Below are 25988 nucleotides of genomic sequence, written 5' to 3' on the forward strand. Positions count from 1 at the left end.
TAGAGCCGGCCGGACTAGAGTTGCACCGGTGAGCACTACGCCTCCGCAAACCACCGAAACGCCCCGCTACCGGCCCGGTATCAAGTACATACTGATGCTAGGAGCGCTCGCGGCGTTACCCGCTGTCACCACCGACATGTACCTGCCGTCCCTGCCCGCGGTGGCAGAGGATCTGCGCGCGAGCCAGGCTGCCGTGCAGTTCACACTCTCGGGGATGCTGCTCGGCGGCGGTGTGGGGCAGCTGGTGATCGGCCCCTTGTCGGACCGGTTCGGGCGGAGGCTGCCGCTGATTGTCGGCATCCTGTTACACGTAGTGATTTCCGTGCTCTGCTCCATCGCCCCGGATATCGGCACGCTCATTGTGCTGCGCGTGCTGCAGGGCTTCTTCAACGCGGCGGCGGCAGTGGTGGCGATCGCCGTAATCCGCGACCGGTTTGTGGGGTCCGACGCCGCGAGGCTGCTCTCCCGGCTCATGCTGGTCATCGGGGTAGCGCCGCTGTTCGCGCCGACCGTCGGCCAGGCGATCGCGGGCCTGTGGGACTGGCGGGCAGTGTTCTATGCCCTCGCTGTGATCGGGCTGGTGCTCGTGGCGATCGTCTGGCGCTGGATGCCCGAGACCCTTCCGGCAGAACGACGCCGGCCGGGTCACGTCCGCCACATTGCGGGCAGCTACTGGCAGCTATTGCGCAATGTCCGGTTCATGTCACTGGCCGTCATTCCAGGCCTGGGGCTCGGCGTCATCATGAGCTACGTTGTGGGCTCCCCATTTGTGTTCCAGGAGGAGTACGGACTCAGCCAGACCGAGTTCGCGCTGGTCTTTGCCCTCAACGGGGTTGCACTCGTCCTGTCCGCACAGCTCAACGCCGCGCTGGTCCGCAAGGTGTCACCCGCCCGGCTGCTGCGTGCAGCCTCCGTGGCGCAATTGGTGTTCGCTGTCATCCTGCTGGCGGTTGCAGCGACGGGGTTCGGCGGGGTCGTGGGGTTGATCGCCGCGCTCTGGCTGGTGCTCGGTACACAAGGCATGATTCCCGCGAACGCGTCCGTCCTCGCCCTGAATTCCTACGGGCACATGGCGGGAACGGCCGCCGCGGTCATAGGCGCGCTGCAGTCAGGCGTGGCCGGGCTGGTGAGTCCGCTGGTCGGTGTGCTTGGAGGAGATGCACGGTCCATGGCCATCGTCATGGGAATCACCGTCGCGCTGACCGTTGTGGTGCTGCTGCTGGGGACACCGCTGTTCCGCAAAGGTGGGTGGCGGGCAGTCGACCAGCCGCCGGGCGAGGAACGGTAGACGCAATCCCCCTCCGTGATTGAGGATGGAACGAATCCCTCTTAGCCAATAAAGGAGCCGACGCGGTGACCAAGTACCTGATTTCTTTCCCGAGCAGCGCCATGAACGTTTCAGCGGAGGACTTTCCAGCCGTTGTGGAGGCCTCTCACGCAGTCGTTGAGGAGGCGAAAGCGGCTGGCGTCTGGGTGTTCGGGGGAGGCATCAACGAAAGTGTCCCTCCCGTGCTGGTCGATCGCGCTGGAACCGTCACGGAGGCAACTTATCCGCAGACCAAGCAGATCGAAGGCGGGTACACGGTGCTCGAAGTGCCAGCCCGTGAGGAGGCGCTGGAGTGGGCCAGGAAGATCGCGGTGGCCTGCCGATGCGCACAGGAAGTACGCGAGTTCCAGTACGACCCAGCGAGCTGACCGTCAGGTCCAGTAAAGGAGCCGGGCAGCGGGCAAGCGCCGCTCCAGTTCCGCGGTGAACCACTCGCGCATCTCCGCCATGGTCTGCTTCGGGTACACGTACTTGACGCCACCGAACTTGGAACGCTTCTGGCTCCGCGTATCCTCGTCCATCTCGAGCCTGGTCCTCGGGTACCAGCCCAGCAGCACCTCCTTGCTCGCGGGTGTGAAGCGGTGCGTGATGATCTCGGCCGTGAGATCAAGGTCCTCAATGCCGGCAACCGCGGCGGCGACGTCGTCCAGCAACGCGCCATACTGTTCCCGCCAACCGGGTACGGGCATGATCGGTGCGATCGTCAGACCCACCCGGTAGCCAGCCATCGCTACAGCCCGCAGTGCGGACAGCCGCGCCGGCATCCGCGCCGTGCCGCCCTCGAAACGGTTTGCAACCTCCGCGGCATTGACCGAATAGCGGATCCGCGTCCTGCGGCCGTGATCGAGCGTCACCAGCTCGCCGACGTCGTCGAACTTTGTCGTGAAACGCAGGGATACGTCGCTCCCGAACTCGCCGCCACCCACGCGGGAAATCGCGGCGGCAAGCGATCCGGTCACGTTCTCGATCCCGAGCGGATCGGTGTAACAGGACAGTTCAAACGTGGTGCCCTCTGCGCCACGTTCAACGGTGCCCCTGGTGACGGATCCCCTGCCGGCGTGGGTGCGGATTCCGTCGAGAACGTCGTCGAGATTGGCATACACGCGCGTCACCGGCGGACCCTGCAGCGATCCGGCTAGGTAGCAGTACTGGCAGTGGGCAGGGCACCCCCGGGCGAGGTCGATCCGCCAGTCAGCGCTCGGCGGGATGGGCTGCGGCTTGAGTGCGCTGGGAGGAGCGACGACGACGGCGAGTGTGTTCTTCGCGGACGCGTAGGTCTCGCGCTCGCTGGCTCCACGCAGGCCCGTCAGCGCGTTGCCGGACAGGAACCGGATGTCCTCCACTCCGGCGCGCTCACACCGCCTCACAATCTCGGCAGTGTGCGGCAGATCAGCTGCAGCCCGCGTGATCATCACGTGTTTGGGAATCCACAGGCGCGTCGGAGAGATGGTGGTCAGATCCAGTTCCCGGGATGGCGTCATTACTCTGTGTAACAACCTGGACGGCGGGTATGTTCCGCAAGTTGCCCGGCCGCACGGCGCAACAGCGGCTCCTCCTCCTGCGCCCAACGGTTGACCACTGCATCCGCCCGCGCCCGCTCCTGGCCCGTGAGAGATTCAAGAAGCGGAACGACGACGTCGGCCGTCAACGGATCGGCGAGCGCCTCCACGCAGGCGGTCCGCAGGAACCCTTCCAACCGGGTCAGATCAGTGTTCCGGAGCAGCCGTACCTTCGACTGCAGGAGAACGACTGCAGCCAGCCGCCGCTCGAAGACCGGGGTGTCCCAGAGCTCAGAACTCAGGGAAGTGACGCCGTCGTGCGTTAGATTCCGGTACTTGCGGAGTGCGTCCCGGACGGTTCCGCGAACGGCGCCGACGGACGCGCCGTAGTAGCGCAGTCCGTCGTCGAGGGCGTTCATCCCCTCAGCACGTTCCCACGACGCCTCCCGCTGCAGCGCAGCGTCAATGAACCGGGCTTCCTCGCTCAAGCGTCAGACGCGCGGGGTCCCGGGAACGTTGGGGTCAGTGGGGTCCGTTGGTCCATTTGGATCAGTAGGTCCTGTGGAATCAGTAGGTCCTGTGGAATGAGTGGGTTCCGCTGGATGAGTGGGTCCGGTGGGATCGACAGGCGTCCCGGTTGGCCCCGTGTTGCCGGGTACAGTGTTGCCGGTTCCCTCGCCCTGGCCGCCGAGATGCTTCTGCGCCTGGCCGCGGGCGTTGTGGATTTTGTCCTGGTGCTTGCCCTTGGTCGCCTTGTCCGCGGCGTCTGCCACCCTGTCCACAACCTTGCTGCCCATCTCGCGGGCCTTCGGGTTGTTGAGGGCTTCCTTTACCTTCGGGTTGCGCGCGAGTTCTTTCGCAAGCTTGCCGAGCGATCCAAATCCAGCCATGACGGAACCTTCTTTCGTTGCGGTGTCTTGCACAATCCAACGTGCCCACAACGAGAATAATCCCCGTGCTACCCCTGTCGGGCCTTCATGCGCGGATTCTTCTTGTTGATCACGAACGTGCGCCCACGGCGGCGTACCACCTGCGCACCCGGAATCTTCTTCAGTGCCCGAAGCGAATTGCGTACTTTCATGGTGATCTCCCTAGTGAGTGGTTCGTGCGTTGAATGGGCTGGTTGGGTCCGTGAAGGCGTCCACACCGGCGGCCATCTCGGCGTCCGTCAGTTCGCACCCGGTGAGCAGGACGCGGATTTCCTCGGCGTCGACCTCTTCCCCGGTCACCGCCAGGACGCTGCCGCGTTCCCCGAGGTGGGGAAACCAGGCGGTACCGGCGTCGGGCTCGGCTTCGAACGGGTGCGCCGTCCACGGGCCGGTGTTTTCGAGCCAGACGCGGGGTCCGATCCCCTGCACGGTGATGCAGCATTCCGGTGCCGCCGCCACCCAGAGCCGGCCGCGGAACCAGCAGCACCCCGCCGCCAGCGTGGCAAGGGCGTCGCGGAAGCGTTGGGGATGGAGCGGGCGGTCCGCGGTCTGCACCACGGTGGAGAACGACGACGACGACGCCCCCGCCGGCACCCGCACCGTACCGGGAGCGGCACGCACCAGCGCGGCGGCCAGGTCGTGGTGACCGGTACGGAGGTCCCCCTCGCACTGTGCCAGCTCAGCGTGCGGTGCGAGTTCCTCGATGAGGTGTACGCCCCGGCGTCGTACTTCGGGGTCCACGGGGATGAGCGCCGGGTCGGCAAGGATCACGGTGTCGCTGAATGAAAGTTCCCCGATGAGGAACTCCCCCGGCGTCCGGTTGTCCCAGGGCACGGGTGTGAAGCCGGACTCGAACAGGCTGTGGTGGTCCCAGATCTGGTCCTCCAGGGAATCCGGGGCGCAGGCCAGCGCGACGGCGTCGATGCTGAAAGCCTGGCTGACGCCGCGGTGCAGGGCCTCGACGACCGTTTCGCCGGTCACGGCCGGAGGGAGCCCGAGGATGATGTTCTCCACTCCCCTCGCCAGCAGTCGCTCCACCGTGGGCACCACGTCGAGGCGGACCGTGCAGCTGAGGCAGCCGTGCTCGAGGACGGTTTCCTCCCGCTCGAGCAGCTTCTCCCCCTCGAAGATGCGGCGGACTACGCGCCCGCCCTCGAGGAGGTCATGGAGCACGACGACGGCTCCCGGCAGTGTGCCACCGATGGCCTCGCAGGCCTGTTGACGGCAGAAGGAATCGAGCGAACTGATGATGGTGATGAACACACTGGTCAGCCTACATGAGAATGATTCGCATTACGTAACCGGTGCCCAACACAGAAACTACGCCTCCAGCTTCATCGCCTTCCGCAGCGAGAGCGCCCCGCCGCTCTGCATCACGGCCCGGCGGTAGATCTTCTCACCGAGGTGAAGCAACGCCACGGCTGCCGCGAGCGCAATGCCCATCGACAGGAGCGGCTCCCACAGGGCGACGTCGGAGTTCAGCATGCGGATCGGCATCGCCACCGAGGACACCACCGGCACATAGGACGCCACCACGAGCCACTGCCCCGAGGCGAACAAGCCTACGAACAGGGCCGCGAAGATCAGCGCCATTACCGGCGTCGAGTTGCTCGAAAGGTCCTCCGGCCGGCTGGCCAGCGAACCGAGCACGGCCCACATCGCCGCCAGAATCAGGAACCCGAAGAGGAAGAACACCAGGAACCAGCCCGACGCCGGGATGATGCTTCCAGCCAGCTCCGCCGTCCCCGTGAGGTTCAGTGCGAGCAGCGCCGCCCCGCCGTAGAGTGCCAGCTGCAGCATCGCCAGCACGGTGTTGCCCAGCACCTTCCCGTAGAGCAGTTGCCGGATCGGGATGGCCGTGGCGAGGATTTCCACCACCCGGTTCTGCTTCTCCTCCACAACCGAGTTGGCGATGGCCATGCCGAAGATGATGGACGCCATGTAGAACAGGAAGCTGAAGATGAACCCGGCCGCGGATGCCAGCGCCTGATTCTCGGCGTTACCTTCCAACAGCGACTCCTCAAGCTCCGAGCCGGCGAGCATTGCCTCCGGCGTGGTGCCCGCGGCAGCGGCGTTCCCTTCCAGTGCGTAGGTTTCCAGTGCGGCACCCAGCCCGGTGCTCAACCCCGACGAAACCTCCTCCTTGCCCGTGAGCGTCCACCCGCCGTCGTCGTTCTGAATGAGTGCAGCATCAGCTTCCTCGCTGCGCACCTGCGCGAGGGCGTCGCCGTCGGATTCGTTGACGGATGCCGTGAAGGTGGTATTGCCGTCACTGGTGCGGCCGTCCTCATCGGCGAGCGCAACGATCGCCTGGCCTGCGTCGGAGCTGACAGCGATGTCGTAGTCGTCCCCGCGGGAGGCCATCCAGGCGTTGAACACCACGCCCGCCGCGATCAGCACCACGGTCACCAGCGTGGAGATGGCGAAACCGCGGTCACGCGCCTTCACCAGGACTTCGCGCAGCGTCACGATCAGCCATGGCGGCTGCGTGCCCTGTGCAGGAGAGGACGACGACGACGGCACCTCGGCCTCTGACTGGTTCGATTGATTGAGCTTCAGTTCAGTGCTCACTGGGATACCCCCCGGTAGATTTCACTCAGGCTCGGCCTGATGCGGCTGAATTCGTGCAGGCTTCCGCGTGCCATGGCGTTGGCGAGGAGCCGTTGCGCGGCGTCGTCGTCGTGAAGTTCCACGACGGCGTCCTGGCCGGCGACGTCGATCACTGTCACGCCCGCTTCCTCCCGTACCCAGCCGGCGTCGGGTGAGACGGTCAGCCGGTGGCGGCGGGGGGCAGTGGCGCGGAGCTCATCGCCCGTCCCGGACGCGACCAGCTTCCCCTTCTGCAGCACCACGAGGTTGTCGCAGAGCCGGTCCACGAGGTCCAGCTGATGGCTGGAGAACAGCACCGGGACGCCCTGGGACGTGTGTTCGCGCAGCAGGTCCACCATGGAATCCACCGCCACCGGGTCCAGCCCGGAGAACGGCTCGTCGAGGATGAGCGCTGACGGGCGGTGCAGCAGGGACGCCGCGATCTGCACGCGCTGCTGGTTCCCGAGGGAGAGGGACTCAAGCTTGTCCTTGCCGCGGTCCCCCAGTTGGAACCGTTCCAGCAGCTCCTGAGCCCGCGAACGGGCATCCGACTGGGTCATCCGGTGCAACTGGCCCAGGTACACCAGCTGATCGAGGATGGGCTGCTTGGGGTAGAGCCCGCGCTCTTCCGGCATGTACCCGAAGCGTGCACGCTGGTTCGCCGTGACCGGCTGGCCATCCATGAGCACCTCCCCGGCGTGGGCGGTGAGCACTCCCATGACCATGCGCATGGTGGTGGTTTTCCCTGCACCGTTTGCGCCGACGAAGCCGGTCATCTTGCCGGCGGGAATGGTGAAGCTGACGTCGTCGACCGCGGTGTTGTCGCCGAAGCGCCGCGTCAGGTTCCGGACCTGCAGCATGAGTGGTTCCTCCCTATGGTTTTCCTGCACTCAAATCTAGTGAGGACGGCGCTGTCAGGGATGAGCCGAAAGAGGGAAAGTTCACTCCCCCGGACGGATGAGCCCGCTCTCGTAAGCGAACACCACCGCCTGCACCCGGTCCCGCACCTGGATCTTCGCGAGCAGGGACGAGACGTGGGACTTCACTGTCGCCTCCGCGAGGAACAGCTTCGTGGCCAGTTCCGCGTTGCTCAGCCCGGACGCCATGCACACGAGGACTTCCTTCTCGCGCTGGGTCAGGGCTGCAAGGAGTTTCTGCTGGTGCTGCTCCTCCTGGGTGGGCGTTTTCGGCGCCGTCGAGTTGTCGAGCTGTTGGGCGAACCGCTCGATGACGCGCACAGTGACTTCGGGGGCCAACAACGCATAGCCGCCAGCAACCGCATGCACCGCCGCGATGAGGTCCTCCGGCTCCGCGTTCTTCAGCAGGAACCCGCTCGCGCCTCCCCGGATGGCGTCGAAGAGGTAGTCATCCCGCTCGAACGTGGTGAGGATGATGACCTTTCCATGCCCGGCCGCGGTGATACGTTCGGTGGCTTTGATGCCGTCGAGTACGGGCATCTGGACATCCATGAGGATGACATCAACGCGGTTCGCCGCAGCGAAGTCGACCGCCTCCTGGCCGTTGGTAACCTGCCCGACCACCTCGATGTCGTCCTCAACGGAAAGCATGGTGGCGAAACCGGCGCGAACCAGCCCCTGGTCGTCGGCAAGCAGTACCCGGATTGTGTCCATGACAGTCATTCTGCTCTGCTGCGTCAGGACAGGAGGAATCGGGCGCGGACGCGCCAGCCGCCGTCGGACCGTGGACCGATCTCCGCCGTTCCCCGGTGCAGAGCCACCCGTTCGCGGATGCCCTGCAGTCCGTAACCCGTTCCCTTGACTCCCCGCGCCTGCTTTGTCTGCTGCTTTGGACGCCCGTTATCCACCGTCTCAAGCTCCACCCAACGCTGCCCGCCCGTGGTTCCCGTGCGCACGGTCATGACCGCGGACGACGCCGTCGAATGCCGCCTGGCGTTGGTCAGGGACTCCTGCGCCGTGCGGTACAGCGACAAACCGAGCGGGGGGGAGATCGCTTCCAGGGCGCCGGGCTCGTCCTCCACGCGGGCAAAGGACACGTGCAGGCCGAACTCACGCTGGTTCGCGGCGAGCACCTCAAGGTCGGCGAGGCCGGGCTCAGGGTGACGGCCGTCGTCGTCGTTCGCTCCCGGCACCAGCGTGTCCGAGCGCAGCACGCCCAGGAGGTTCCGCATGTCCGTGACCGCCTGGCGGCTGGCCTGTTCGATGGTGCGCAACGACTCGGCGGCGACCTCGGGCTTACGGTTCAGGACCCGACGGGCCGCCCCCGCCTGTACGCCGATCACGGAGACGTGGTGCGCGACGACGTCGTGCAGTTCGCGGGCGATCCGCAGCCGCTCCTCGATCACGGCGCGGCGCGCAAGCTCCGCGGACTGCCGTGAAATCTGGACGGCCTGCTCCGCCAGCTGCGTGCGCTGCAGGGCGCCGCGCCAGGAGGACAGGCCCGCGAGGATCGCCCCGCCGAAGTACGCAATGTTCACCGCGAAGTTATACAGCGCGGCGGAGGTGAGGGGCTCAAGGATGCCGCGCCACGTCTCATCCCCCTCCTGGACCCGATCGACCAGGCCGTCGAAAGTGTTCGACACCGTGAGCGCGAAGATGAGCCACAGCGCCATCGCAGCCACCACCACGGCCGTTCCCAGCCACAGCATCCGGCGGTCCTTCGCCCACGCCACCGCGGAATACAGCGACGCGAAGTAGGCCACCTGGTAGGAAAGCTGCACGGCGACCATGGGTGCCTGGAAGCTCAGGACGAGGAACAGTGCGGAGGAAACCATCATGACGGTGATGGGGAACCGGCGCCTGAATACCAGCGGGATGATCATCCCGGCGGAAACGGCGTGCTGCACCCAGAGGGGACTGTTCTCTTCGGCCATCCCGCCGAAACCGCGGGCGAGTTCCAGCAATACGGCGCTCACCAGGATGAAAACAACGACGCCGGCAGCGTCCTTGCGCAGTTGCTCCCGCGTTGGGCCGGGGCGTTCCCAGCGGCTCTCATCGGAATCGGCGGGGATCAGGCGCCTCAGTACGTTCACTTCACTTACCTCCGGTTGTCCCTGCGCCAGTTTAGTCAGCGAGGCAGTGCCGGCGGTTCCCCCGGACGGCGTAGGCCAAAGGGATGAACTCCGGTCACTCCCCCGTCCGGGATCCTTCCCCCAACAGGAAAGGCGGCCATTGGCGCCGCCTTTCCTAGTAGGTAACTACTTCTGAAACCGTTCCGGCCGGAACGTCGCCAGCATCGTGTGTTTCTCCCCAGTGAGGATCTCTCCAGCCAGAAGCTCCCCGGCGATCAGACCCAGCGTGGCACCGGAGTGAGTGAATGCCACAAAGCACCCGGGCACCTTCTCCAGTTCGCCAAAGACCGGTTCTCCATCACCGGGAATCGGCTTGAGTCCTATCTTCCAGGAAGCGGCCTTGAGCTTCGGCGTCCCCTCGATCAGCTTGGATGCCTCGTCGGCGAGCTCCTGCACAACGGCTTCCGGAATGGAGTAGGTACCGTCCCCGGTCACCGTGATGTCCTCCTCATACCAGTCATGATCGAGGGCGAGGGTGTTGTCGGGGTTGGGCCGGAGGGCAACCCGCGGCGTGTTCATCACGGCGCGGACCCCGAGATCTGCCGGTTCGGTAAGCACGAGCATCGACACCGGTGATGCATCATCAATCTGCACCCCCAGCTCGGCAACGACGGCGGGCGTCTGCGCTCCGCAAGCAACCATAACGACGTCGGCCGCATAAGTCTCGCCGCTTGCGGAAGTAACACCCACCGCCCGGCCCTGATCATTGACGGACACGGACACCTTGCCCGCATGCGTCACCAGATCGCCGCCGAGTTCCCTGAACTCCTCCATGAGGAACTCAATGAGATGAGGCAGGCTCACCCATCCCTCACCCGGGTTGTAAATCGAGGCCGATCCCGCAGCGGAGGAGTTCACGGAAGAAACACGGCCGCTCACCTCGTCAGGGCCGAGGAGGTGAGAGTCGTAAGCGTGAGCCTTCTCGTACGTGTGGCGCTTCACGGTCGAGTCCGAGTTTGCCTCGACGTCCCAGAACAGGCCACCGTCGAATCGCAGCCAGTCGAGGGCCGGGTCCTGTGCAAACAGGGTGCGGTACCGGTCGACTCCTGCGACGCGCAGCTGGTGGTACGGGCGTGACCTTTCGCCGGCCGAATTCAGCCAGGACAACGATCTTCCGGAAGCGCCGCTGGCGAGCTCGGCCTCGCTGAGGAGAATCACCGATGCGCCGCCACGGAGCAAGTGAACAGCTGTGGAGACACCCATGATTCCGCCACCGATAACGGCGACTCTTTGGGCAGATGGGTCCAGGGACATGACAACTCTCTTTCTGAAGCTAAGGGGCCTAGCGCAGGCCGTGGATCTCTTCGATGATTCTGAGGACGGCAACTGATTCGGAGGGGTCGACGGGCAGCTTCCCGCCGTCATGGATGGCGGAGGCCAACAGCCGGTAGTACTCCGGGTAGCTCCCGCGTTCGGTTGGGATGAACTGCTGCTCCTCGGCACCCGCGCCGAGAACACCCCAGGTGGACTCGGGCTCGGTCCCGTAGGAAGCATCGGTCGGAAGAACACCGGCTGCGAGAGCCGGTTCCTGCCCGTCCAGGCCCCATTTGGTGAAGGCCGCAGTGGAACCCAGAAGGTGGAAGCGCGGAGCCGGAAGTGCTGCCAGTCCGTTCATCCAGAGCCGGGAGCGCACGCCGGAGCGATGAAGCAGCGACACAAACGTGTCTTCATCCCCATTGGAACCGCCGTTCGAGTGGCGAACGGTTTCCGCGTAGAGGTCCTTCACCGGGCCGAACACCACCACAGCCTGGTCGATGAGGTGGCTTCCGAGGTCAAACAGGATCCCGCCGCCTTCGGACAGTCGTGCTTCGTCCTTCCAGCTGCGGAAACCCTCCGGCATCCACCATTCGAAACGGGACTCGAACGTGCGCACCTCGCCGAGGAGCCCGTCGTCGATCAGCTTCTTGACGGTAAGGAAGTCACCGTCCCAGCGCCGGTTCTGGAAGACCGAAAGCACGACGCCGGCGTCCGCAGCCCTCGTGATCAGCTCCTCACCTTCCGCGGAGGTTGGAACGAAGGGCTTGTCGACGACCACATTCAGGCCACAAGCAATTGCCTTCTCCGCCAATTTGAAGTGGTTGACCGGCGGAGTTCCGAGCACCACGAGATCAAGCTCGTCGGCGTGGTCGAACACTTCCTCGGGGCGGGCAAGCACCTTGACACCCGGGTAGAGGGCCCCGGCCTGCGCTGCACGGTCCGGGTTGCCGGTCACGATCACGTCCAAAGAGTATTTCGGGTCCGCGGCAATCAGAGGCGCATGAAATACCCGGCCGGAAACACCGAAACCAACGACGGCGGTCCGCAGCGGTTGCCCACGTTCCACTAGAGCACCTCCGAGAGGAAGCGTTGCAACCTCGGCGACTGGGGCCGGTCGAAGAGGTCGGCCGGGCGGCCGGCTTCCACAACCTCACCCTCGTCCATGAAGACAACCTGGTCCGCCACCTTGCGCGCGAATCCCATTTCGTGAGTCACGACCACCATTGTCATGCCGCGTTCCCCAAGTCCTGCCATGAGGTTCAGTACGCCCTTGACCAACTCCGGGTCCAGCGAGGAGGTCACTTCGTCGAACAGCATCACCTCGGGCTCCATGGCGAGGGCGCGCGCAATGGCAACGCGCTGCTGCTGCCCGCCGGAAAGGTCGCTGGGCCTGTGGTCGGCGCGTTCAGCGAGGCCTACTTCCTTCAACCGTTCCGACGCGAGTGCGCGCGCCTTGGCTTTGGACATCCCCTTCACCTTCCAGGGCGCGAGTGCAACATTCTCCAGCGCAGTGTGGTCCGGGAAGAGGTTGAAGTGCTGGAAGACCATCCCGATGCGGAGGCGCAGCGCATCGGGCTTGTCCTTCAGAACGCTGGCTCCGCCTAGGAGGACGTCTCCGCTCTTCGGTTCGTGGAGGCGGTTGATACCCCTGAGCAACGTGGACTTTCCAGATCCAGAAGGTCCGATGATGCAGGTCGTTGTTCCCGGTTCGACCGTAACGTTCACATTGCGCAGTACGTCTATATCGCCGTACGCCATGGACAGGTCCCTCAGCTCCAGGCTGGAACCGTGGAATGCCTTTACTGCCTGGTCAGTGGCTGTGCTGCTCGTCGACTTGGTCTGGTTCATCGTCCGCTCCCTGCGGTTGCGCTTTCGATTTCAGTTACTTCCTTCAGACCGCTGGTCGGTGCTGTAGGACGGCGGCGCCCGCCTGCACGGAACCGCTGGTCGAAGTAGTTCACGAGGTGGGTCAGCGGAACGGTGATGATGAGGTAGAACAGTCCCGCCATGACGAGCGGTGACAGGTTCCCCGTCAGTACTGCTGCGTCCTGCCCGACCCTGAAGAGCTCACGTTCCGAGACAAGGAGGCCAAGGAAATAGACGAGTGAGGAATCCTTGACGATGGCGATGAACTGGTTCACCAGAGCCGGCAGGACCCTGCGGATTCCCTGCGGAATGACTACCAGGCGCATGGCCCGGCCGTAACTCATGCCAAGCGCACGGCACGCCTCCAGTTGTCCACGCTCCACGCTCTGAATTCCTGCGCGGAAGATTTCTCCGATATACGCGCTGGCGATCAGGCTGAGGGCGAGGATTCCCAACGGGTAGGGCGAGGGGCCGAAAATTTCCTGGCTTGCTCGTGCGAAGCCCTGTCCGATCAGGAGGATCGTGAGGATAGCTGGCAGACCGCGAAACAGGTCGGTGTAGATACGAGCGGGAATTCGCAGCCACCGGGAGGGTGATATGCCCATCACGGCAACCACCATTCCGAGCACCACACCGATTATGGTGGCGCAGATGGAGATAATCAGTGTGTTGACGAGCCCCACCTGGAGGAGTTGCGGCAACACAGCCATCATGGCGTCGAAGTCCAGAAAGGTTCTTACGAGGTTATCGAGCAGGTCCATTATTGACTCTCAGTCGTCATGTGATTCAGTGCGCGGTAAGAGATGTCACTTACCGGCATTCTGCTCGGCTTTTGGCAGATACTGCTCCGGCATAGGAGAACCCGGGAACCACTTCTCGTAAAGTTCCTTCCAGGTTCCGTCTTCCATTGCCTCGGCCAGCGCTTCGTCGAGGGCTGCTTTGAACTCCTCGTTGCCCTTGGCAATGGCGAACCCGGCGGGTGCATCGAATGAGGGAATGTCGGCCGCGCTCACCAGGTCGAACTTCTCGACATAGTCCTTGGCAGCCTCATAGTCCAGGAAGTGCGCGTCAACACTTCCGCTATTCACCGCGGAGATCGCCGTGTTGTTATCGGGGAAGCGCACCAGGTCGGTATCGGTAAAGTTCTTGACCGCATAAGCTTCCTGCAGCGTCCCCTGCACCACTCCCAGACGGTGGCCGCCCAGCGTGTCTTCGCTGGTGATTCCCGATTGTTCTGTGGTGATGACGGTGAGGTAGCCGGCGAGGTAGCCCTCGCTGAAGTCGACGGTCTGCTTCCGCTCCTCGGTGATCCCGATTGCAGCTACGCCAACGTCGAATTGCCCGTTCGCCACGGCTGAGAGAAGTCCGGAGAAGTCCTGGCCTGTGAACACAACCTCGTCAATCCCTATGCGGCCGGCGACATTCTCGAATAGTTCGACATCAAATCCGGTGAACGCCCCGGTCTCATCGGTGAAGGTGTAGGGCTTGGCATCTCCAAGGCTTGCCACGCGAACCTTTCCCGGTTCAATGAGCCCGTAGGGATTTGCCTCTGCTGCTGCATCGGCGCCTCCCTCGCTACCGCAACCGGTCATAACCAGAAGTGAGAGGGCGGCCGCAGCCATGGCGGCTACCGGGCGAAATGTGGAGCGGATGTTCATCATTGGATCCAATCTCATTTGAGCTGAAGAAAAGCGGTACCCCAGCTGGTTGGTTGATGAGTCCGGTCTCAATCGCTAGAATGAGACCGGACTCACAAAGGTTGAAGAGGAATCTACTCGCACTTCGAGAGAGACGTCAACCCCTCCTTCTGAAAGGCTGCCTGTATGACGACTTCAAGTTCCCGAAAGCGGGACACCACCGTTGCAGACGTTGCTCGCGAGGCGAAAGTGTCAAAGGCGCAGGCTGCGAGGGCGCTCGGCGGGTACGGCGCTGTCAGCGAAGAGGTTAATTCGAGGGTCCTCGCAGCGGCGGAAATCTTGGGCTATCGGCCAAATGAGCTGGCCCGAAGCATGAACACGGGAAAGTCCAACACCATCGGCGTTGTGGTGGGCGATATCGAGAACCCCTACTTCGGGCTCGCAATGCGCGGTATATCCGATGCCGCAAAGCGCGCCGGTTACGACGTCATCCTCATCAATACGGGAGAAGACGTTCAAGCGGAGGTGGACGCAGTGCGGGTACTGCAGGACAAGCGTGTTGACGGCCTGATTGTTGCGCCTGCTTCCTCGTCCCACACGAACCACCTGAAACATGTCGTCGATGCCGGACGGCCTCTAGTGCTTTTTGACCGCTCTGCCCTTGGAATCGACGTCGACGTAATTGCCGCGGATGTTGAGCAAGCGGCCTACGACGCTACGGCTCTCCTCCTCGACTCAGGCCACGAGCACATCGCCTACATTTCCGCGCTCGAAACCGGAGGTGTCGAGTACGGCAACGGCAATGGCTACGCACTGGAATCTTCTGCCGTTGCCGACCGCATCAACGGCACCCGGAGGGCCTTTCTGGAAGCCGGGGTCCGTTTCCACGACTCCTTCATCCGGTTGGGGGCGAGTACACCCGAAAGCGTTCGGTTTATCCTCAACGACCTGATGACGAGCAGTGAGAAGACGACGGCGATCGTCGCCTCTGACAGTCTCGTCGCTCTGAGCATTCTGGAAGCGCTTCAGGCGATGGAGATCAGCATCCCCCACGATCTCTCCTTCGTGATGTATGACGACTTCCCCTGGACTCGCCTCGTCAACCCCCCACTGACCGTGGTTTCACAGCCGGTCTATGAACTCGGCGCGGCGGCCGCCACCACACTGCTTCACCGCATCCGGGGCGTCATTCCGCCTCCCCTCCCGGTCTTTCCTGCCACGCTGATCAGTAGAAACTCGGTGGGCGCGCCCAGACTCGCTGTACCTTCCGAGTAGTCGCATTGAATTCCCTCATCCAAGCCCCAACGAATTGAGCAGACGGGCCATTGCACGCGGCTCGTTGCGCACGAGTCCCATCTCACATAGGACCGGCTCGTCGCGCCGCAACCCCGCCCGGTACCCTTGAAAACAACCCGCCCGAGGCCGACGTCGTCGTTGGCTTGACCGTTACGGCGGGTGGACCCCGCCACACGCCCTCACCCCGGGCCGCACCACCCGCGCTGGAACTCCAGCGCCCAGAGAGGACCTGATCATCGTGGATCACAACCCTTCCGTTACACGCGACACCTGGATCAGCCGGGAGGCGCTCGCCGAGGGGATGATTCCCGTGATCGGTCGCCTCTACCGCGAGAACAATGTGGTCACCAGCATCCACGGACGCAGCCTCATCAATAAGTCCACCATGGGCATCCTCAAGGCGCACCGCTTCGCCCGCCGCATGAGCAAGGAAGAACTGCTGCTCGAAGAGACCGCGCCGCTGGTGCGCGCACTGGCTGAGCTGGACCTCGGTGCCGCCTCGATTGACGTTGCCCGTCTGAACCAGAAGTACAAGGCCGTTCAGAATCAGGACGGCGGCGCCTCCCTGGAAGACTACCTGCGGTCCGAACTGGCCGAAGTTGTCGGCAAGCGCGGTGCGGACGCGCGGACCAGCACCGACGTCGTTCTCTATGGTTTTGGACGCATCGGGCGGCTGGTTGCGCGGCTGCTCATCGAGAAGGCTGGCGGTGGGCACGGGCTGTGCCTGCGGGCCATCGTGGTGCGCAAGGGTGCCGAGAATGACCTCATGAAGCGTGGGAGCCTACTGCGCCGCGACTCGGTGCACGGGTCCTTCGAGGGCAGCATCCAGGTGGACGAAGCAACGAACACCATCACGGCCAACGGCGTCCGGATCCAGGTGATCTACTCGGACAACCCGGCGACCATCGACTACACCGAATACGGCATCCGCGATGCCCTGGTGGTCGACAACACCGGCCGTTGGCGTGACGAAGAGGGCCTCAGCCAGCACCTGCAGAGCAAGGGTGTTGCCAGGGTGCTGCTGACCGCGCCGGGCAAGGGTGCGCTGAAGAACATCGTGCACGGTATCAACCACACTTCGATTTCGTCCTCGGACCAGATCATCACTGCGGCGTCCTGCACCACTAACGCGATCACGCCGGTGCTCAAGGCGATCAATGACGAATTCGGCGTGGTCCACGGGCACGTCGAGACCGTCCACTCCTTCACCAATGACCAGAACCTGATCGACAACTTCCACAAGGGCGACCGCCGCGGACGCTCCGCTGCGCTGAACATGGTGATCACCGAAACCGGTGCAGCGAAGGCCGTGGCGAAGGCGCTTCCCGAATTGCAGGGCAAGCTCACGGGAAGCTCAATCCGCGTCCCCACCCCGGATGTGTCGATCGCGATCCTGAACCTGTCGCTTGAGCGTTCCGCTGCCAAGGATGGGGTCAACGACTTTCTCCGCGAAATGTCTTTGCACTCTGACCTCCGGAAGCAGATCGACTACATCGATTCACCCGATGTGGTCTCCACCGACTTCGTCGGCTCCCGCCGGGCCGGAACGGTGGACGGCCTCGCGACCATCTGCAATGACAAGAACCTGGTGCTCTACGTCTGGTACGACAACGAGTTCGGCTACAGCTGCCAGGTGGTCCGCGTGATGGAGGAGATGACCGGGGTCAACGCGCCGTCGTTCCCCGCGAAGGACGCGGTGCCTGCGGCGGAATTAGCCCCCACACGCGTATGAGCACGGAGGGCCTGCCGTTGCTCTCAGCATCGCCGCGGGCTTCATCCTCGCGTTCGTGCTGTCGCTCATGTAATGCTCCGCTGCCGCTAGTCGCTGAACACCAGGCCCGGCAACCAGGTGACCAGGCCTGGAACGAGCACGATCACAAGAAGACCGATGAGCAGTACCGCGACAAATGGCAATACCTCCTTGACCAAGCCGCCGAAGGAGACGCGCCCGATCTTCGTCATCACATACAGCAGCGCGCCCACAGGAGGCGTCAAGAGGCCAATCATGAGATTGACGACCACAGCCACTCCGTAGTGGATGGGATCTACCCCGATCTCGATAGCGACCGGAAGCAGTATCGGCAGGAAAATAAGGATGGCCGGAACGGCGTCGAGAACCATCCCAACGATGAGGAAAAACAGCATGGAGAGCAGGAGGAATGCGATCGGACCCAGATTCATACCCTCCAGCAACGCTGTCAGCTGGTCGCCGACGCGCTGCGCAACGATGATGAACGTGAAGGCCCCCACCGCAGCGAAAAGGATCATGATCGTCGATGCGAACACGGCGCCGTCACGGATGAGGGCGGGAACCTCGCGGAACCGGAGGGTTCGGTAGGCGAGACCGACCACCAGCACGTAGAAGGCCGCAATCATTGAGGTTTCCGTGATGGTGGCAAACCCACCGAAGATACCGGCGATGATCAGGACGGGAGCGCCGATCGGCGGCAGAGCCCGGAACAGAAGTGTGCCCAGGGACCTGCCCTCGACCCCGGTGCTCTCTGCACGGCCGGGGATCTTCCCTCGATGTGCCTGCCAGAACACGAGCACCATCATGGTTCCGGCGAGAACGAATCCCGGCAAGATGCCGCCAATGAACAACTGGCCCAGCGAGAGTCCTGTCACCAACGCCACGAACACCATTGGGATACTTGGAGGCAGAATCGGCCCAATGACCGCAGCGCTGGCGTTGATGGCGGCTGAGTAGGTTGGTCGGTAGCCCTCACGTTTCATTGCCGGGAGCATGACAGACGAGACAGCGGCTGCATCAGCTGGCGCTGAGCCGCTGACTCCGGCCGCGAAAATGTTGACGCCGATGCTGGCATGAGCCAGCCCGCCCTTGACCCGGCCCAGAAAGAACATCAACAGTTCAACGATGCGCTGGGTCAGGCCGCCGCGACTCATCAGCTCGCCCATCAGCACAAAGAAGGGAATGGCGAGAAGTTCGAACGAGTTGACGCCTGAGATCATCGTCGTTGGCAGGACGGTTGCAGTGCCGAGTCCCGTGACGGCCAAGGTGACCAGTGCCGACGCCGCCATGGCGATGAAAATGGGCACGCCGATTGCCATCAAGCCGAACAACACACCGAAAAGCGCGACAATCTCCATTGGTCACTCACTCCCTGTGTCGTTATCCATGGAACCGGACGGGTCCTGCGACCTGGGCGGCCGGACGGCGAAGTCCCGGATGAACTCTGCTGTCCGTCCGACGGCCGTGCCGAGAATGTCTTCTCCGGATTCCGTCGTAGCGAGGGTGGCATCCCCGAATACGCCGTTACGTGTGCGTGATGCGAAGCTCCTCGCCGTCGTCAGGGCGAATGGCTGGTAGTTGTCCTCGTAGGCGCCATATTCCTCGATGAGGTCCCCGGGCTCCCGGACCGTGGCGACCATTGACCCATCAACAGCCATCGCCACGCTGGTCTCAATTTCGCAACCATGCCCCCAACGGTCGGTCTTGCGATGCCGCGCGATGGCATCGGAAGCCTGAGTCATCCAAAACGAGGAGGCGGCCTCGATGCCAAGATCGTACGTCAGTTCCGCAGCGACCACCCCGAGGACATTTTCATTGCCTCTGTGCCCATTGACAAACACGACCTTTCTGATTCCGTGTCGGGCCAAGCTTGTAGCGATTTCCCGGCAAACCGCGGTGAACGTCGCGGCGGAAATATGCAGGGTCCCAGGGAATCCAAGGTGGTGCCCGGACAGCCCGAAGGGAAGTGGCGGCACCACCACAGCCAGGGGGTCGACAGCCGCAGCGATGCGGTCTGCCATCTCCTCGGCGACGCGCCAGTCGATTCCGCACACAAGATTGGGGCCGTGTTGTTCGGTTGCACCGACCGGAATGAGCGCGACCTTTGCTCGACCGATGGCCTCGGCGGCCTGGACTGTCGTCATGCAGTCCAGGCGGTGAGGGCGATTCATGTGGTTCCTTCCTGAGATGTCGGCCGTGGACCCAGCAAGCCCACTTCCTCTTCAATCTGGTCTTCGCTTGTGGTGGTTCTGGGCGCTGCGGTGAGGCCGAAAATCAACATGGACACACCGAGCGCCGGCACTGCCAGATAGGCCCACCCCGTAGGCACTCCCAACTGGATGAACGCGATGTTCATTCGGGTTTCGGCAATCTGCAGGCCTGCCACCAACAGGATGAAGGCGACAACCAGTTCGATTAGACGCACAGCATAGGCAAGCACGCGCCGCCCAGCTACCGGGAGCCTGTCGATCAGGAAGCTGGCCACCACGTGATCGAACTTGCCGTATGCGGCCGCCGCTCCGAGCATTACGGTCCAGGCGAACAGCAGTGCGCTCAAGTCGTGCACCCATACCCAACCCCCGCCGAACGGTCTCAGGGCGATTTGAACGATGTTGACGGCGAATATCACACTGAATGCTGCGAACGCAGCCCAGGCAACAAGTGCAACGAGTCCTTCCCTCCCTCGTCTAACCAGGGATGGCAGTGCCTGCATCAGGAGTTCTCTTCCGCCAATTGTTGGGTCTCGGCGAGCAGGCCTTCCGGCCATAGCTCGCCGTCGAACTCCTCGAACACGCCATCCAGAGCGGTACGGAAGGATTCGACGTCGACGTCCACGACTTCGACTTCCTGCTCGAGGGTCGCCATCGCTTCTTCCATCTGCGTGGTCGTCTCGGCAGTGGTCACCTCACCGGCCTCTTCAGCCTCCGCCTTAATAGCTTCCTGCTGGTCGGCGCAGAGAGAGTTCCAGACGCTGTCGCTGAAGTACCAGGAACGTACGTCGCGAATGTAGTCCGTCGGCATGTAGTGCGACTGCACTTCCATAAGGCTCTGGTTCACCATGGTGATCGCACCATTTTCCTGTCCGTCGACAACTCCCTGCCGGAGGGCAAGGTACAGGTCCGCGAACGCTACTACCTGCGGTTCCGCGCCGAGGGCCTGAGCGAACGCCTGCGGCATGGGGGCGTCCGCAATGCGCAGTTTCAACCCTTCCATCTCTGCAGCGGTCGGGATGGCCTTATTGGCGCTCAAGGCGCGTGGCTCTGCGTCACCCGCGGTCGCAACGACCCGCACGCCGGTCGCTTCAGCGGCTTCGTCCAGCAGTTGCTGGAACCTGTCGGTGTCAAGCACCGCCCTCATCTGTTCATAGCTGTCCCAGAGGAACGGGACGCTCATTACTGTGAACGCGTTGGCACCGTCCAACGTGGGGTAGAGGCTGATGCCCTCGTAGAACATGTCGACGTCCTGGCCGGACGCCATGCCGGCGTACAAATCATTGGCATCACCGAGCTGGCTGTTGGGGAAGACCTCAACGGTGACCTGTCCGTCGGTTGCCTCGGAGATGCCCTCGGCAAACGCCGTAGCGCCAAGGGTGGTCGGATCATCCTCTGTCCGGATGGTCGCCAATCGCAGAGTCTGCTCGGTGCACTCAGTGCCCGCCGTGCCTCCGCCGCCTTCTTCTGCCGATTCGTCCCCCGTGATGAACCCGCAGCCGCTCAGCCCCAATGCTGCAACGGCGGTCAGGCAGACGACTGATCGGAAGTACGGGGAATGTGTTTCCTTCTTCATGATGTTTCCCTTCAGTGTGTACTTACAGTGATTGTGATTCGCGGACGGTAAAAATGAACTCGATCTCCACAGGTGCACGGCGTGGGAGGGCGGCCACTCCAACAGCCGATCGGGAATGCCTCCCCGATTCGCCGAACACTTCACGCAACAACCGGCTCGACGCGTCGAGGACCTTCGGTTGGTCATGGAATTCCGGCGTGGAAGCGACGAACCCGGTGACACGCAATACGCGTTCGATCTCATCCAGCCCACCGGCGGCCTCAGCGGCACAGGCAAGGCCCTGCAGGGTGCAAATCTCCGCCGCACGGCGGGCTTCTTCCAACCCCACCTGCTCCCCGCAACGTCCGGTGATACGAACCTCCCCGTCCTCTTTCGGCAACTGGCCCGCGACGTACAGCACCTGACCGAATCGGGTCACCGGTACGTAGTCAAATGACGGCGATGCGGCAACCGGCAACTCGTGGCCGGCCGCGGCAAGACGCTCAGTGGGGGTTCGCAGATTGATATCGGACATTGCTGCCTCCTGATTGTCGGAAATGCCGGTCATGTCAGCTGGCTGCTGTCTTCAGGTAATCCGCGGCGCCGCTGGCGGCGTCGGGGAAGCGCGGATTCCAGCCCGTAGCGCGCCGGAGGAGTGAATCATCAATGGGAGGGATGTCCGGCTCTCCAGCTCCGACGGTCTGAACGGTTGCCGCAGGCGGATTGCCCGCCGCGTGCAGCATCTGATGGGCAAGTTCGGCGAAGGAGCCCCGATGGCCGAGCACGTGGTAGGCGGAGTTGGGCGCTGGCACATCGAGAAGGGCAAGAAGAGCCGTCGCGGCGTCATGGACGTGCACCCAGTCCGCAGCTCCATCCCACGCTTCGACCGCAATCTCTGTACCTTCGCGGAGTGCAGCGGCGAGCCCGACCATCGGAGCCTGACTTCCGCCGTACCAGCGGCCGGGGCCGTAAACCATGGGCAGGCGCAGGGAGACCACGTCCACCTCAAGCCGTTCCGCGAGAATTGGGCCAAGATGCTCACATGCTGTCTTAGTGGCGCCGTACGCCGTCGTCGGGCGCAGCGGTGCGGATTCGTCCACAACGGAGCCGTAAAGACCAGCCGAACCATAAACCGTTGTTGAGGATGACCAGACCACCCGCCCCACCCCGTGTCGGGCTGCTACCTCAGTGACACGCACAAAACCCTCGATATTGGTTCGAACTGCGGCCGCTGTATTTGCGTTGGCTCCAGCAACCAGCCCCTGATCACCTGCCCCAGCCGCCGCCAGGTGAATGACCGCGTCGACCGACGGCACGTCGCCGAATATGACGTCCAGTTCGTCGTCAGAGGAGATGTCGGCTGCGACCACGTCTGGAGCCGACCGGATGTCGATGGCGGTTGTGTAGTAGCCTCGCTCGGCCAGTTCGGCTCGGACGACTATGCCCAAAAATCCGCTGGCCCCCGTAACCAATACGTGTTTCATCGGTCCTCCCTTAACCGTTCGACGGCGGCTTCATCCACTTCGACGCCCAACCCCGGGCCGTCCGGTACACGCACGACGCCGTTCTGAACCTGAATCTGTTCGCAAAGGAGGCGTTCTCGCAGATGGTTGTCACCACGATCGAACTCCAGCCATAGGGGCTCCGGAACAATAGAAGTGTGGGGATATTCGGGCACAGAGCAGAGCAGTTGGATTGCGGCTGCCAGTGCGATACCGCCGCCCCAGACATGCGGACTGGCCCGCACACCCCAGGCCCGCGCCATCTCACAGACACTTTTCGCCTCCGCGAGACCCCCAATTTTCGTTACGTCAGGCTGGACGAAATCCACCAGCCGGTCGGTGATCAACGTCCGGAAGGGAGCCCTCGTGTAAAGCGCCTCACCTGTTGCCAGTGGCACGTCGAGCGACCGGAGCAGGCGAAGGCCGCTCGTGTCGTCAGGCGCCAGCGGTTCTTCCACCCACGCCAATCCGAACTCCGCCATCGCACGAATGGATGCGGCCGCCTGGTCCGCGGAGTAATTCCCATTGAAATCCACCATCAGCGCCCTGTCCGGGCCAAGCACCGTCCGTGCTGCTTCCACCCGCCTCCGGTCTTCGCGTGTCCCGAGTCCGCACTTGATTTTGGCCGCCATCATGCCCTTGCAGTCCCGCTCCAGATCAGCAGAGAATCGGTCGAGGTTTCGATCGGCCCGCACATACCCGCCCGAAGCGTAGGGGGTCACATACTCCCGGGCGCGCCCTCCGAGCAACGTGGCAACGCTGGCGCCCAGGGTACGCCCCAGCGCATCCCACAGTGCGGTCTCGACGCCCGAGACCGCCGCCGCGTGCAAACCGCCACCGCGGTGGTAATGCTGTTGCAACGAGGCTGCGCTGAATGGAACCGGACCGTCCAGAGTTGAACCCGGCAACGTCGAAGCAACTCCGTGCACCAACGGGACGACGGCGGACGTCGGCCCGAATGCTTCGCCCCACCCGACGGCGCCGTCACTGGTCACAACCTTGACTAGCGTTGTCTCCCGGGCCGGGACAATCCCGCGGGCCGAACCGTAACCGTCGCTGAGCGGATACCGGAGCGGGATGGCCTCGACGCCGGCGACCGTCACAATGCTCATTTCGTGCCTGCCGCCAGGCGGCTCAGCGATTTCGCTGGAGCGATGATGTCTGGATCGGTGTGGACGACGAGAACAGTGGTCCCCTCGCTGCCCATGAACTCCTCGACGGCGCCACGCAACGATTCCTCGTCAGAGCACTCAATGGCATGGGCCCCAAGAGCACGCGCCAGACCCGCGATATCCACGGCTGAGATGTCACATGCACTCACTGTGCGGCCGGAGGCTGCCTGATGCATGGCTATTGTTCCGTAGATACCGTTCTGGAGTACCAGCACCTTGATGTTCAGTCCCAGGCGCACGGCGGTTTCCAATTCCATCGCCGTCATCAGGAAGCCACCGTCTCCCGCCACTGCCAGCACCGGTTTGTCGGGGCAAGCTAGTGCAGCTCCTATCGCCCCCGGCACGGCATAACCCATTGCTCCGGAGATGGGAGCCGCCTGTGTGCGCGGCTCCCGAAAGACCCATTGGCGGTGCAGGTACACGGAAAAGTTCCCAGCGTCGTTGACGACGACTGTTCCCTCCTGGGCCGCCGCCTGGACCGCCTCAATTGCACGCCCGGGGTGTAGCCCTCCGCCTTCGACTCGCTGGGCTGCTTTCAAAGCCAGGTCGAGGTAGACCTGGTGTCCAGACCGCCACCAGCCGGTTTGATCCGAGCCGCTGTTTCCCGGTGCATCCTTAGCGGCCTCCACAAGGCTGCGGCAAACCTCGGAAGGCTCCGCAACGATGGCAACATCGGCGCGCTGGTGGACCCCGTGGACCGCTGGATCGCGGTGCACGTGAACCAACCGGGCGCTGGGAGGCGGCAGGGAATATCCCTGCGTGGTTGTCTCATCGAGTCGATCTCCGAGGACGAGCACAAGATCTGCAGCTTCAAGAGCGGCCAGTGCCGGCTTCGGCGTGCCGAGCGTCAGATGACCGAGGTAGTGCTCATCGTCGTTCGGGAACTGATCCTGACGGCGAAAAGCCGCGTAGACGCCCGCACCGAAGGTGTCCGCCAACTCGAGCAGTGCCGATGGTTCGTTGCCGGCGCCCGCGATAACAACAGGACGCTCGGCTGCAGCGAGCATCTGCATCACCGTCTGAACGTCGTCGGGGTGAACAATGCTTCGGATGCTGGTGACCAGTCGCTCCTGCGGGGCACAGGTACCGTCGAGAACATCCGCGGGAAACGCGACGACTGCCGGCCCCCGGCGCCCGGTAGTGGCCCGCACCAACGCCCGAGCCACGGCCTGCGCGGCACGGTCGCTGCGATGGACAGTGGTCCCCCAGACGCTTACCTCTTCGAGGAACCGCGGAAGGTCGACTTCCTGAAAGGCTTCGTTACCGAGATGGTCAGTCTCAACCTGCCCCAGCAGAGCGAGCATAGGGGTTCCATCCTGTCGCGCCGTGTGCAGTCCGATAGAAAGATTCGCCGCCCCGACTCCACGCGTCGCCATAACGACGGCAGGTATTCCGGACAGCTTTCCGTCCGCCTCCGCCATGAATGCGGCGCCACCCTCGTGACGGGTGGAAACGACCTGAATGTCAGGATGCCGGTCAAACGCTTCGAGGAGGGGCAGAAAGCTTTCTCCCGGCACGGTGTAGGCGCGGCGGACGCCGGCCTCCACCAGAAGGTCCGCTATTGCATCGGCAACCGGAACAGAGCTGGGATTGTGATGGCTCATACGATGGCTTCGCTTTCTGCGGTCATCACGTGGAGCGCCAGCCCGTCCACCACCCGATTGATGTGCGTGTGGACATGGGCACAGGCGGCTTCGCTGTCCCCCTGCCCGATCGAGTGCAGGAGGTGCCGATGATCCTCGTTTGATAACCGGGCCGCCACGATGGACTTCCCCTGATAGTGGCGGGCGATCTGAACATGCACGTGCAGAGAGTCGAGAGCTTCCACCAAGAATCGGTTGCCAGATGCCGAGACGGTCAGTCGATGAAACTCCGCGTCCACCGCGTTGAACGCTTTGATGTCGAGTTCTTCGGCTGAGGCGAGCAATTCCATACGCTCGGTCAAGGCAGCGAGTCGAGTCACCACAGAGGCGTCCCTGAACATCGCCGTCTGCTCGACCGCTGCCGATTCAATCACCTCGCGAGCCCGGAGCAGTTGGATCAGCTCAGCAGGATCGAGAAGATCGGCGACGCGAAACCCGCGGTACGGCTCCTGGACAACCAGACCTTCGGCAGCCAGCCGGTTCAACGCTTCGCGGACCGGAGTGGGGCTGACATCGAGTTCTTCACTGAGTCGCTCGGTCCGGAGCCGGGCACCAGGCGGCAACTCGAGATCGATGATGCGCGCTCGAAGCATGGTGTAAGTGCGGTCCGTTATGGCGGTTCTCATTGGCGGGAGGTTCGCTGACATAAATTATATATAATACATAAAATTCAAATGTGTCAAGCGTCACAGGATCGGTGAAGCGTC

At 63.4% G+C, this 25988-nt stretch carries 27 protein-coding genes and 1 pseudogene; 5 read left to right on the plus strand and 23 right to left on the minus strand.

Translation table 11 applies throughout. The annotated features are described in order from the left end of the window. The first annotated feature begins 28 nt into the window (after positions 1-28). Together ACWA1U_RS01930 and ACWA1U_RS01935 are read left to right on the plus strand one after the other, a co-directional pair. Entirely contained in the window at positions 29-1288 is a 1260-nt protein-coding gene (locus ACWA1U_RS01930) for a multidrug effflux MFS transporter (protein WP_463723662.1), read from the plus strand. 65 nt (positions 1289-1353) lie between these two features. Next, on the plus strand, positions 1354-1695 hold the full coding sequence (locus ACWA1U_RS01935) for a YciI family protein (protein WP_463723663.1): 342 nt from the start codon (positions 1354-1356) through the stop codon (positions 1693-1695). Between the two features lie 3 nt (positions 1696-1698). On the opposite strand, the gene ACWA1U_RS01940 is transcribed toward ACWA1U_RS01935, so the two are convergent. The 14 genes from ACWA1U_RS01940 to ACWA1U_RS02005 all read right to left on the minus strand — a co-directional run bounded on the left by ACWA1U_RS01940 (position 1699) and on the right by ACWA1U_RS02005 (position 14174). Next, positions 1699-2808, minus strand: a complete 1110-nt coding sequence (locus ACWA1U_RS01940) for a spore photoproduct lyase family protein (RefSeq protein WP_463723664.1) — start codon at positions 2806-2808, stop codon at positions 1699-1701. Then, the gene (locus ACWA1U_RS01945) at positions 2808-3314 is read right to left on the minus strand and encodes a DNA alkylation repair protein (RefSeq protein WP_463723665.1); all 507 of its coding nucleotides are present in this window, start codon (positions 3312-3314) and stop codon (positions 2808-2810) included. The genes ACWA1U_RS01940 and ACWA1U_RS01945 overlap by 1 nt, the downstream gene beginning before the upstream one ends. A 3-nt stretch (positions 3315-3317) precedes the next feature. Further along, entirely contained in the window at positions 3318-3716 is a 399-nt protein-coding gene (locus ACWA1U_RS01950; protein WP_463723666.1) for an antitoxin, read from the minus strand. 68 nt (positions 3717-3784) lie between these two features. After that, positions 3785-3907, minus strand: coding sequence for a type B 50S ribosomal protein L36 (gene ykgO, locus ACWA1U_RS01955; RefSeq protein ID WP_133409460.1), 123 nt, complete (start codon positions 3905-3907; stop codon positions 3785-3787). Between the two features lie 10 nt (positions 3908-3917). Next, positions 3918-5018: a GTP-binding protein gene (locus tag ACWA1U_RS01960; protein WP_463723667.1), complete on the minus strand. Its 1101-nt coding sequence runs from the start codon at positions 5016-5018 to the stop codon at positions 3918-3920. Positions 5019-5075: 57 nt separating this feature from the next. Beyond that, positions 5076-6326: an ABC transporter permease gene (locus tag ACWA1U_RS01965; protein WP_463723668.1), complete on the minus strand. Its 1251-nt coding sequence runs from the start codon at positions 6324-6326 to the stop codon at positions 5076-5078. Then, a complete protein-coding gene (locus ACWA1U_RS01970) occupies positions 6323-7204 on the minus strand; it encodes an ABC transporter ATP-binding protein (protein WP_463723669.1) in 882 nt (293 codons plus the stop codon). Before ACWA1U_RS01970 ends, ACWA1U_RS01965 begins: the two co-directional genes overlap by 4 nt. An 81-nt stretch (positions 7205-7285) precedes the next feature. After that, the gene (locus tag ACWA1U_RS01975; RefSeq protein WP_463723670.1) at positions 7286-7975 is read right to left on the minus strand and encodes a response regulator; all 690 of its coding nucleotides are present in this window, start codon (positions 7973-7975) and stop codon (positions 7286-7288) included. A 23-nt stretch (positions 7976-7998) separates the two neighbouring features. Further along, positions 7999-9354: a sensor histidine kinase gene (locus ACWA1U_RS01980; RefSeq protein ID WP_463723671.1), complete on the minus strand. Its 1356-nt coding sequence runs from the start codon at positions 9352-9354 to the stop codon at positions 7999-8001. A 165-nt stretch (positions 9355-9519) separates the two neighbouring features. Then, positions 9520-10647 carry an NAD(P)/FAD-dependent oxidoreductase gene (locus ACWA1U_RS01985; RefSeq protein ID WP_463723672.1) on the minus strand — a complete coding sequence of 376 codons (1128 nt, stop codon included), beginning with the start codon at positions 10645-10647 and terminating at the stop codon, positions 9520-9522. A gap of 28 nt (positions 10648-10675) precedes the next feature. Next, positions 10676-11716, minus strand: coding sequence for a Gfo/Idh/MocA family protein (locus tag ACWA1U_RS01990; RefSeq protein ID WP_463723673.1), 1041 nt, complete (start codon positions 11714-11716; stop codon positions 10676-10678). Next, positions 11716-12498, minus strand: a complete 783-nt coding sequence (locus ACWA1U_RS01995) for an amino acid ABC transporter ATP-binding protein (RefSeq protein ID WP_463723674.1) — start codon at positions 12496-12498, stop codon at positions 11716-11718. Before ACWA1U_RS01995 ends, ACWA1U_RS01990 begins: the two co-directional genes overlap by 1 nt. Next, on the minus strand, positions 12495-13277 hold the full coding sequence (locus ACWA1U_RS02000) for an amino acid ABC transporter permease (protein WP_463723675.1): 783 nt from the start codon (positions 13275-13277) through the stop codon (positions 12495-12497). The genes ACWA1U_RS01995 and ACWA1U_RS02000 overlap by 4 nt, the downstream gene beginning before the upstream one ends. Before the next feature lie 45 nt (positions 13278-13322). Beyond that, positions 13323-14174 carry an ABC transporter substrate-binding protein gene (locus tag ACWA1U_RS02005; protein WP_463724929.1) on the minus strand — a complete coding sequence of 284 codons (852 nt, stop codon included), beginning with the start codon at positions 14172-14174 and terminating at the stop codon, positions 13323-13325. A 165-nt stretch (positions 14175-14339) separates the two neighbouring features. Here ACWA1U_RS02005 and ACWA1U_RS02010 point away from each other — a divergent pair, with 165 nt between their 5' ends. The 3 genes and pseudogenes from ACWA1U_RS02010 to ACWA1U_RS02020 all read left to right on the plus strand — a co-directional run. Beyond that, entirely contained in the window at positions 14340-15428 is a 1089-nt protein-coding gene (locus ACWA1U_RS02010) for a LacI family DNA-binding transcriptional regulator (protein ID WP_463723676.1), read from the plus strand. A gap of 259 nt (positions 15429-15687) precedes the next feature. Beyond that, a complete protein-coding gene (locus tag ACWA1U_RS02015) occupies positions 15688-17181 on the plus strand; it encodes a glyceraldehyde-3-phosphate dehydrogenase (RefSeq protein WP_463723677.1) in 1494 nt (497 codons plus the stop codon). After that, positions 17168-17254 (plus strand): annotated as a pseudogene (locus ACWA1U_RS02020) (zinc permease); the annotation flags it as partial. The gene ACWA1U_RS02015 and the pseudogene ACWA1U_RS02020, both read left to right, overlap by 14 nt. A 13-nt stretch (positions 17255-17267) precedes the next feature. Here ACWA1U_RS02020 and ACWA1U_RS02025 read toward each other — a convergent pair. The 9 genes from ACWA1U_RS02025 to ACWA1U_RS02065 are packed head-to-tail and all read right to left on the minus strand — an operon-like array spanning position 17268 to position 25907. Then, positions 17268-18557, minus strand: coding sequence for a TRAP transporter large permease (locus tag ACWA1U_RS02025; RefSeq protein WP_463723678.1), 1290 nt, complete (start codon positions 18555-18557; stop codon positions 17268-17270). Between the two features lie 3 nt (positions 18558-18560). After that, positions 18561-19370: a creatininase family protein gene (locus ACWA1U_RS02030; protein WP_463723679.1), complete on the minus strand. Its 810-nt coding sequence runs from the start codon at positions 19368-19370 to the stop codon at positions 18561-18563. After that, entirely contained in the window at positions 19367-19912 is a 546-nt protein-coding gene (locus tag ACWA1U_RS02035) for a TRAP transporter small permease (protein ID WP_463723680.1), read from the minus strand. Before ACWA1U_RS02035 ends, ACWA1U_RS02030 begins: the two co-directional genes overlap by 4 nt. Continuing rightward, on the minus strand, positions 19912-20985 hold the full coding sequence (locus tag ACWA1U_RS02040) for a TRAP transporter substrate-binding protein (RefSeq protein ID WP_463723681.1): 1074 nt from the start codon (positions 20983-20985) through the stop codon (positions 19912-19914). The genes ACWA1U_RS02035 and ACWA1U_RS02040 overlap by 1 nt, the downstream gene beginning before the upstream one ends. 22 nt (positions 20986-21007) lie before the next feature. Continuing rightward, positions 21008-21499, minus strand: coding sequence for a RidA family protein (locus ACWA1U_RS02045; RefSeq protein ID WP_463723682.1), 492 nt, complete (start codon positions 21497-21499; stop codon positions 21008-21010). A 34-nt stretch (positions 21500-21533) separates the two neighbouring features. After that, positions 21534-22448, minus strand: a complete 915-nt coding sequence (locus tag ACWA1U_RS02050; RefSeq protein WP_463723683.1) for an NAD-dependent epimerase/dehydratase family protein — start codon at positions 22446-22448, stop codon at positions 21534-21536. After that, positions 22445-23578, minus strand: a complete 1134-nt coding sequence (locus tag ACWA1U_RS02055) for a mandelate racemase/muconate lactonizing enzyme family protein (protein WP_463723684.1) — start codon at positions 23576-23578, stop codon at positions 22445-22447. Before ACWA1U_RS02055 ends, ACWA1U_RS02050 begins: the two co-directional genes overlap by 4 nt. Then, a complete protein-coding gene (locus ACWA1U_RS02060) occupies positions 23575-25242 on the minus strand; it encodes a thiamine pyrophosphate-dependent enzyme (RefSeq protein WP_463723685.1) in 1668 nt (555 codons plus the stop codon). The genes ACWA1U_RS02055 and ACWA1U_RS02060 overlap by 4 nt, the downstream gene beginning before the upstream one ends. Next, the gene (locus tag ACWA1U_RS02065; protein ID WP_463723686.1) at positions 25239-25907 is read right to left on the minus strand and encodes a GntR family transcriptional regulator; all 669 of its coding nucleotides are present in this window, start codon (positions 25905-25907) and stop codon (positions 25239-25241) included. Before ACWA1U_RS02065 ends, ACWA1U_RS02060 begins: the two co-directional genes overlap by 4 nt. Positions 25908-25988 lie beyond the last annotated feature (81 nt).

The organism is Arthrobacter sp. TRD_SC_6 (assembly GCF_055361185.1).

Coding starts and splice junctions, on each gene's coding strand:
- ACWA1U_RS02050 (WP_463723683.1), bottom strand. CDS start 22,448: ATGAAACACGTATTGGTTACGGGGGCCAGCGGATTTTTGGGCATAGTC.
- ACWA1U_RS02055 (WP_463723684.1), bottom strand. CDS start 23,578: ATGAGCATTGTGACGGTCGCCGGCGTCGAGGCCATCCCGCTCCGGTAT.
- ACWA1U_RS02035 (WP_463723680.1), bottom strand. CDS start 19,912: ATGCAGGCACTGCCATCCCTGGTTAGACGAGGGAGGGAAGGACTCGTT.
- ACWA1U_RS02005 (WP_463724929.1), bottom strand. CDS start 14,174: ATGAACATCCGCTCCACATTTCGCCCGGTAGCCGCCATGGCTGCGGCC.
- ACWA1U_RS01950 (WP_463723666.1), bottom strand. CDS start 3,716: ATGGCTGGATTTGGATCGCTCGGCAAGCTTGCGAAAGAACTCGCGCGC.
- ACWA1U_RS02025 (WP_463723678.1), bottom strand. CDS start 18,557: ATGGAGATTGTCGCGCTTTTCGGTGTGTTGTTCGGCTTGATGGCAATC.
- ACWA1U_RS01940 (WP_463723664.1), bottom strand. CDS start 2,808: ATGACGCCATCCCGGGAACTGGATCTGACCACCATCTCTCCGACGCGC.
- ACWA1U_RS02030 (WP_463723679.1), bottom strand. CDS start 19,370: ATGAATCGCCCTCACCGCCTGGACTGCATGACGACAGTCCAGGCCGCC.
- ACWA1U_RS02065 (WP_463723686.1), bottom strand. CDS start 25,907: ATGAGAACCGCCATAACGGACCGCACTTACACCATGCTTCGAGCGCGC.
- ACWA1U_RS01975 (WP_463723670.1), bottom strand. CDS start 7,975: ATGGACACAATCCGGGTACTGCTTGCCGACGACCAGGGGCTGGTTCGC.
- ACWA1U_RS02010 (WP_463723676.1), top strand. CDS start 14,340: ATGACGACTTCAAGTTCCCGAAAGCGGGACACCACCGTTGCAGACGTT.
- ACWA1U_RS02060 (WP_463723685.1), bottom strand. CDS start 25,242: ATGAGCCATCACAATCCCAGCTCTGTTCCGGTTGCCGATGCAATAGCG.
- ACWA1U_RS01985 (WP_463723672.1), bottom strand. CDS start 10,647: ATGTCCCTGGACCCATCTGCCCAAAGAGTCGCCGTTATCGGTGGCGGA.
- ACWA1U_RS02000 (WP_463723675.1), bottom strand. CDS start 13,277: ATGGACCTGCTCGATAACCTCGTAAGAACCTTTCTGGACTTCGACGCC.
- ACWA1U_RS02045 (WP_463723682.1), bottom strand. CDS start 21,499: ATGTCCGATATCAATCTGCGAACCCCCACTGAGCGTCTTGCCGCGGCC.
- ACWA1U_RS01970 (WP_463723669.1), bottom strand. CDS start 7,204: ATGCTGCAGGTCCGGAACCTGACGCGGCGCTTCGGCGACAACACCGCG.
- ACWA1U_RS02040 (WP_463723681.1), bottom strand. CDS start 20,985: ATGAAGAAGGAAACACATTCCCCGTACTTCCGATCAGTCGTCTGCCTG.
- ACWA1U_RS01995 (WP_463723674.1), bottom strand. CDS start 12,498: ATGAACCAGACCAAGTCGACGAGCAGCACAGCCACTGACCAGGCAGTA.
- ykgO (WP_133409460.1), bottom strand. CDS start 3,907: ATGAAAGTACGCAATTCGCTTCGGGCACTGAAGAAGATTCCGGGTGCG.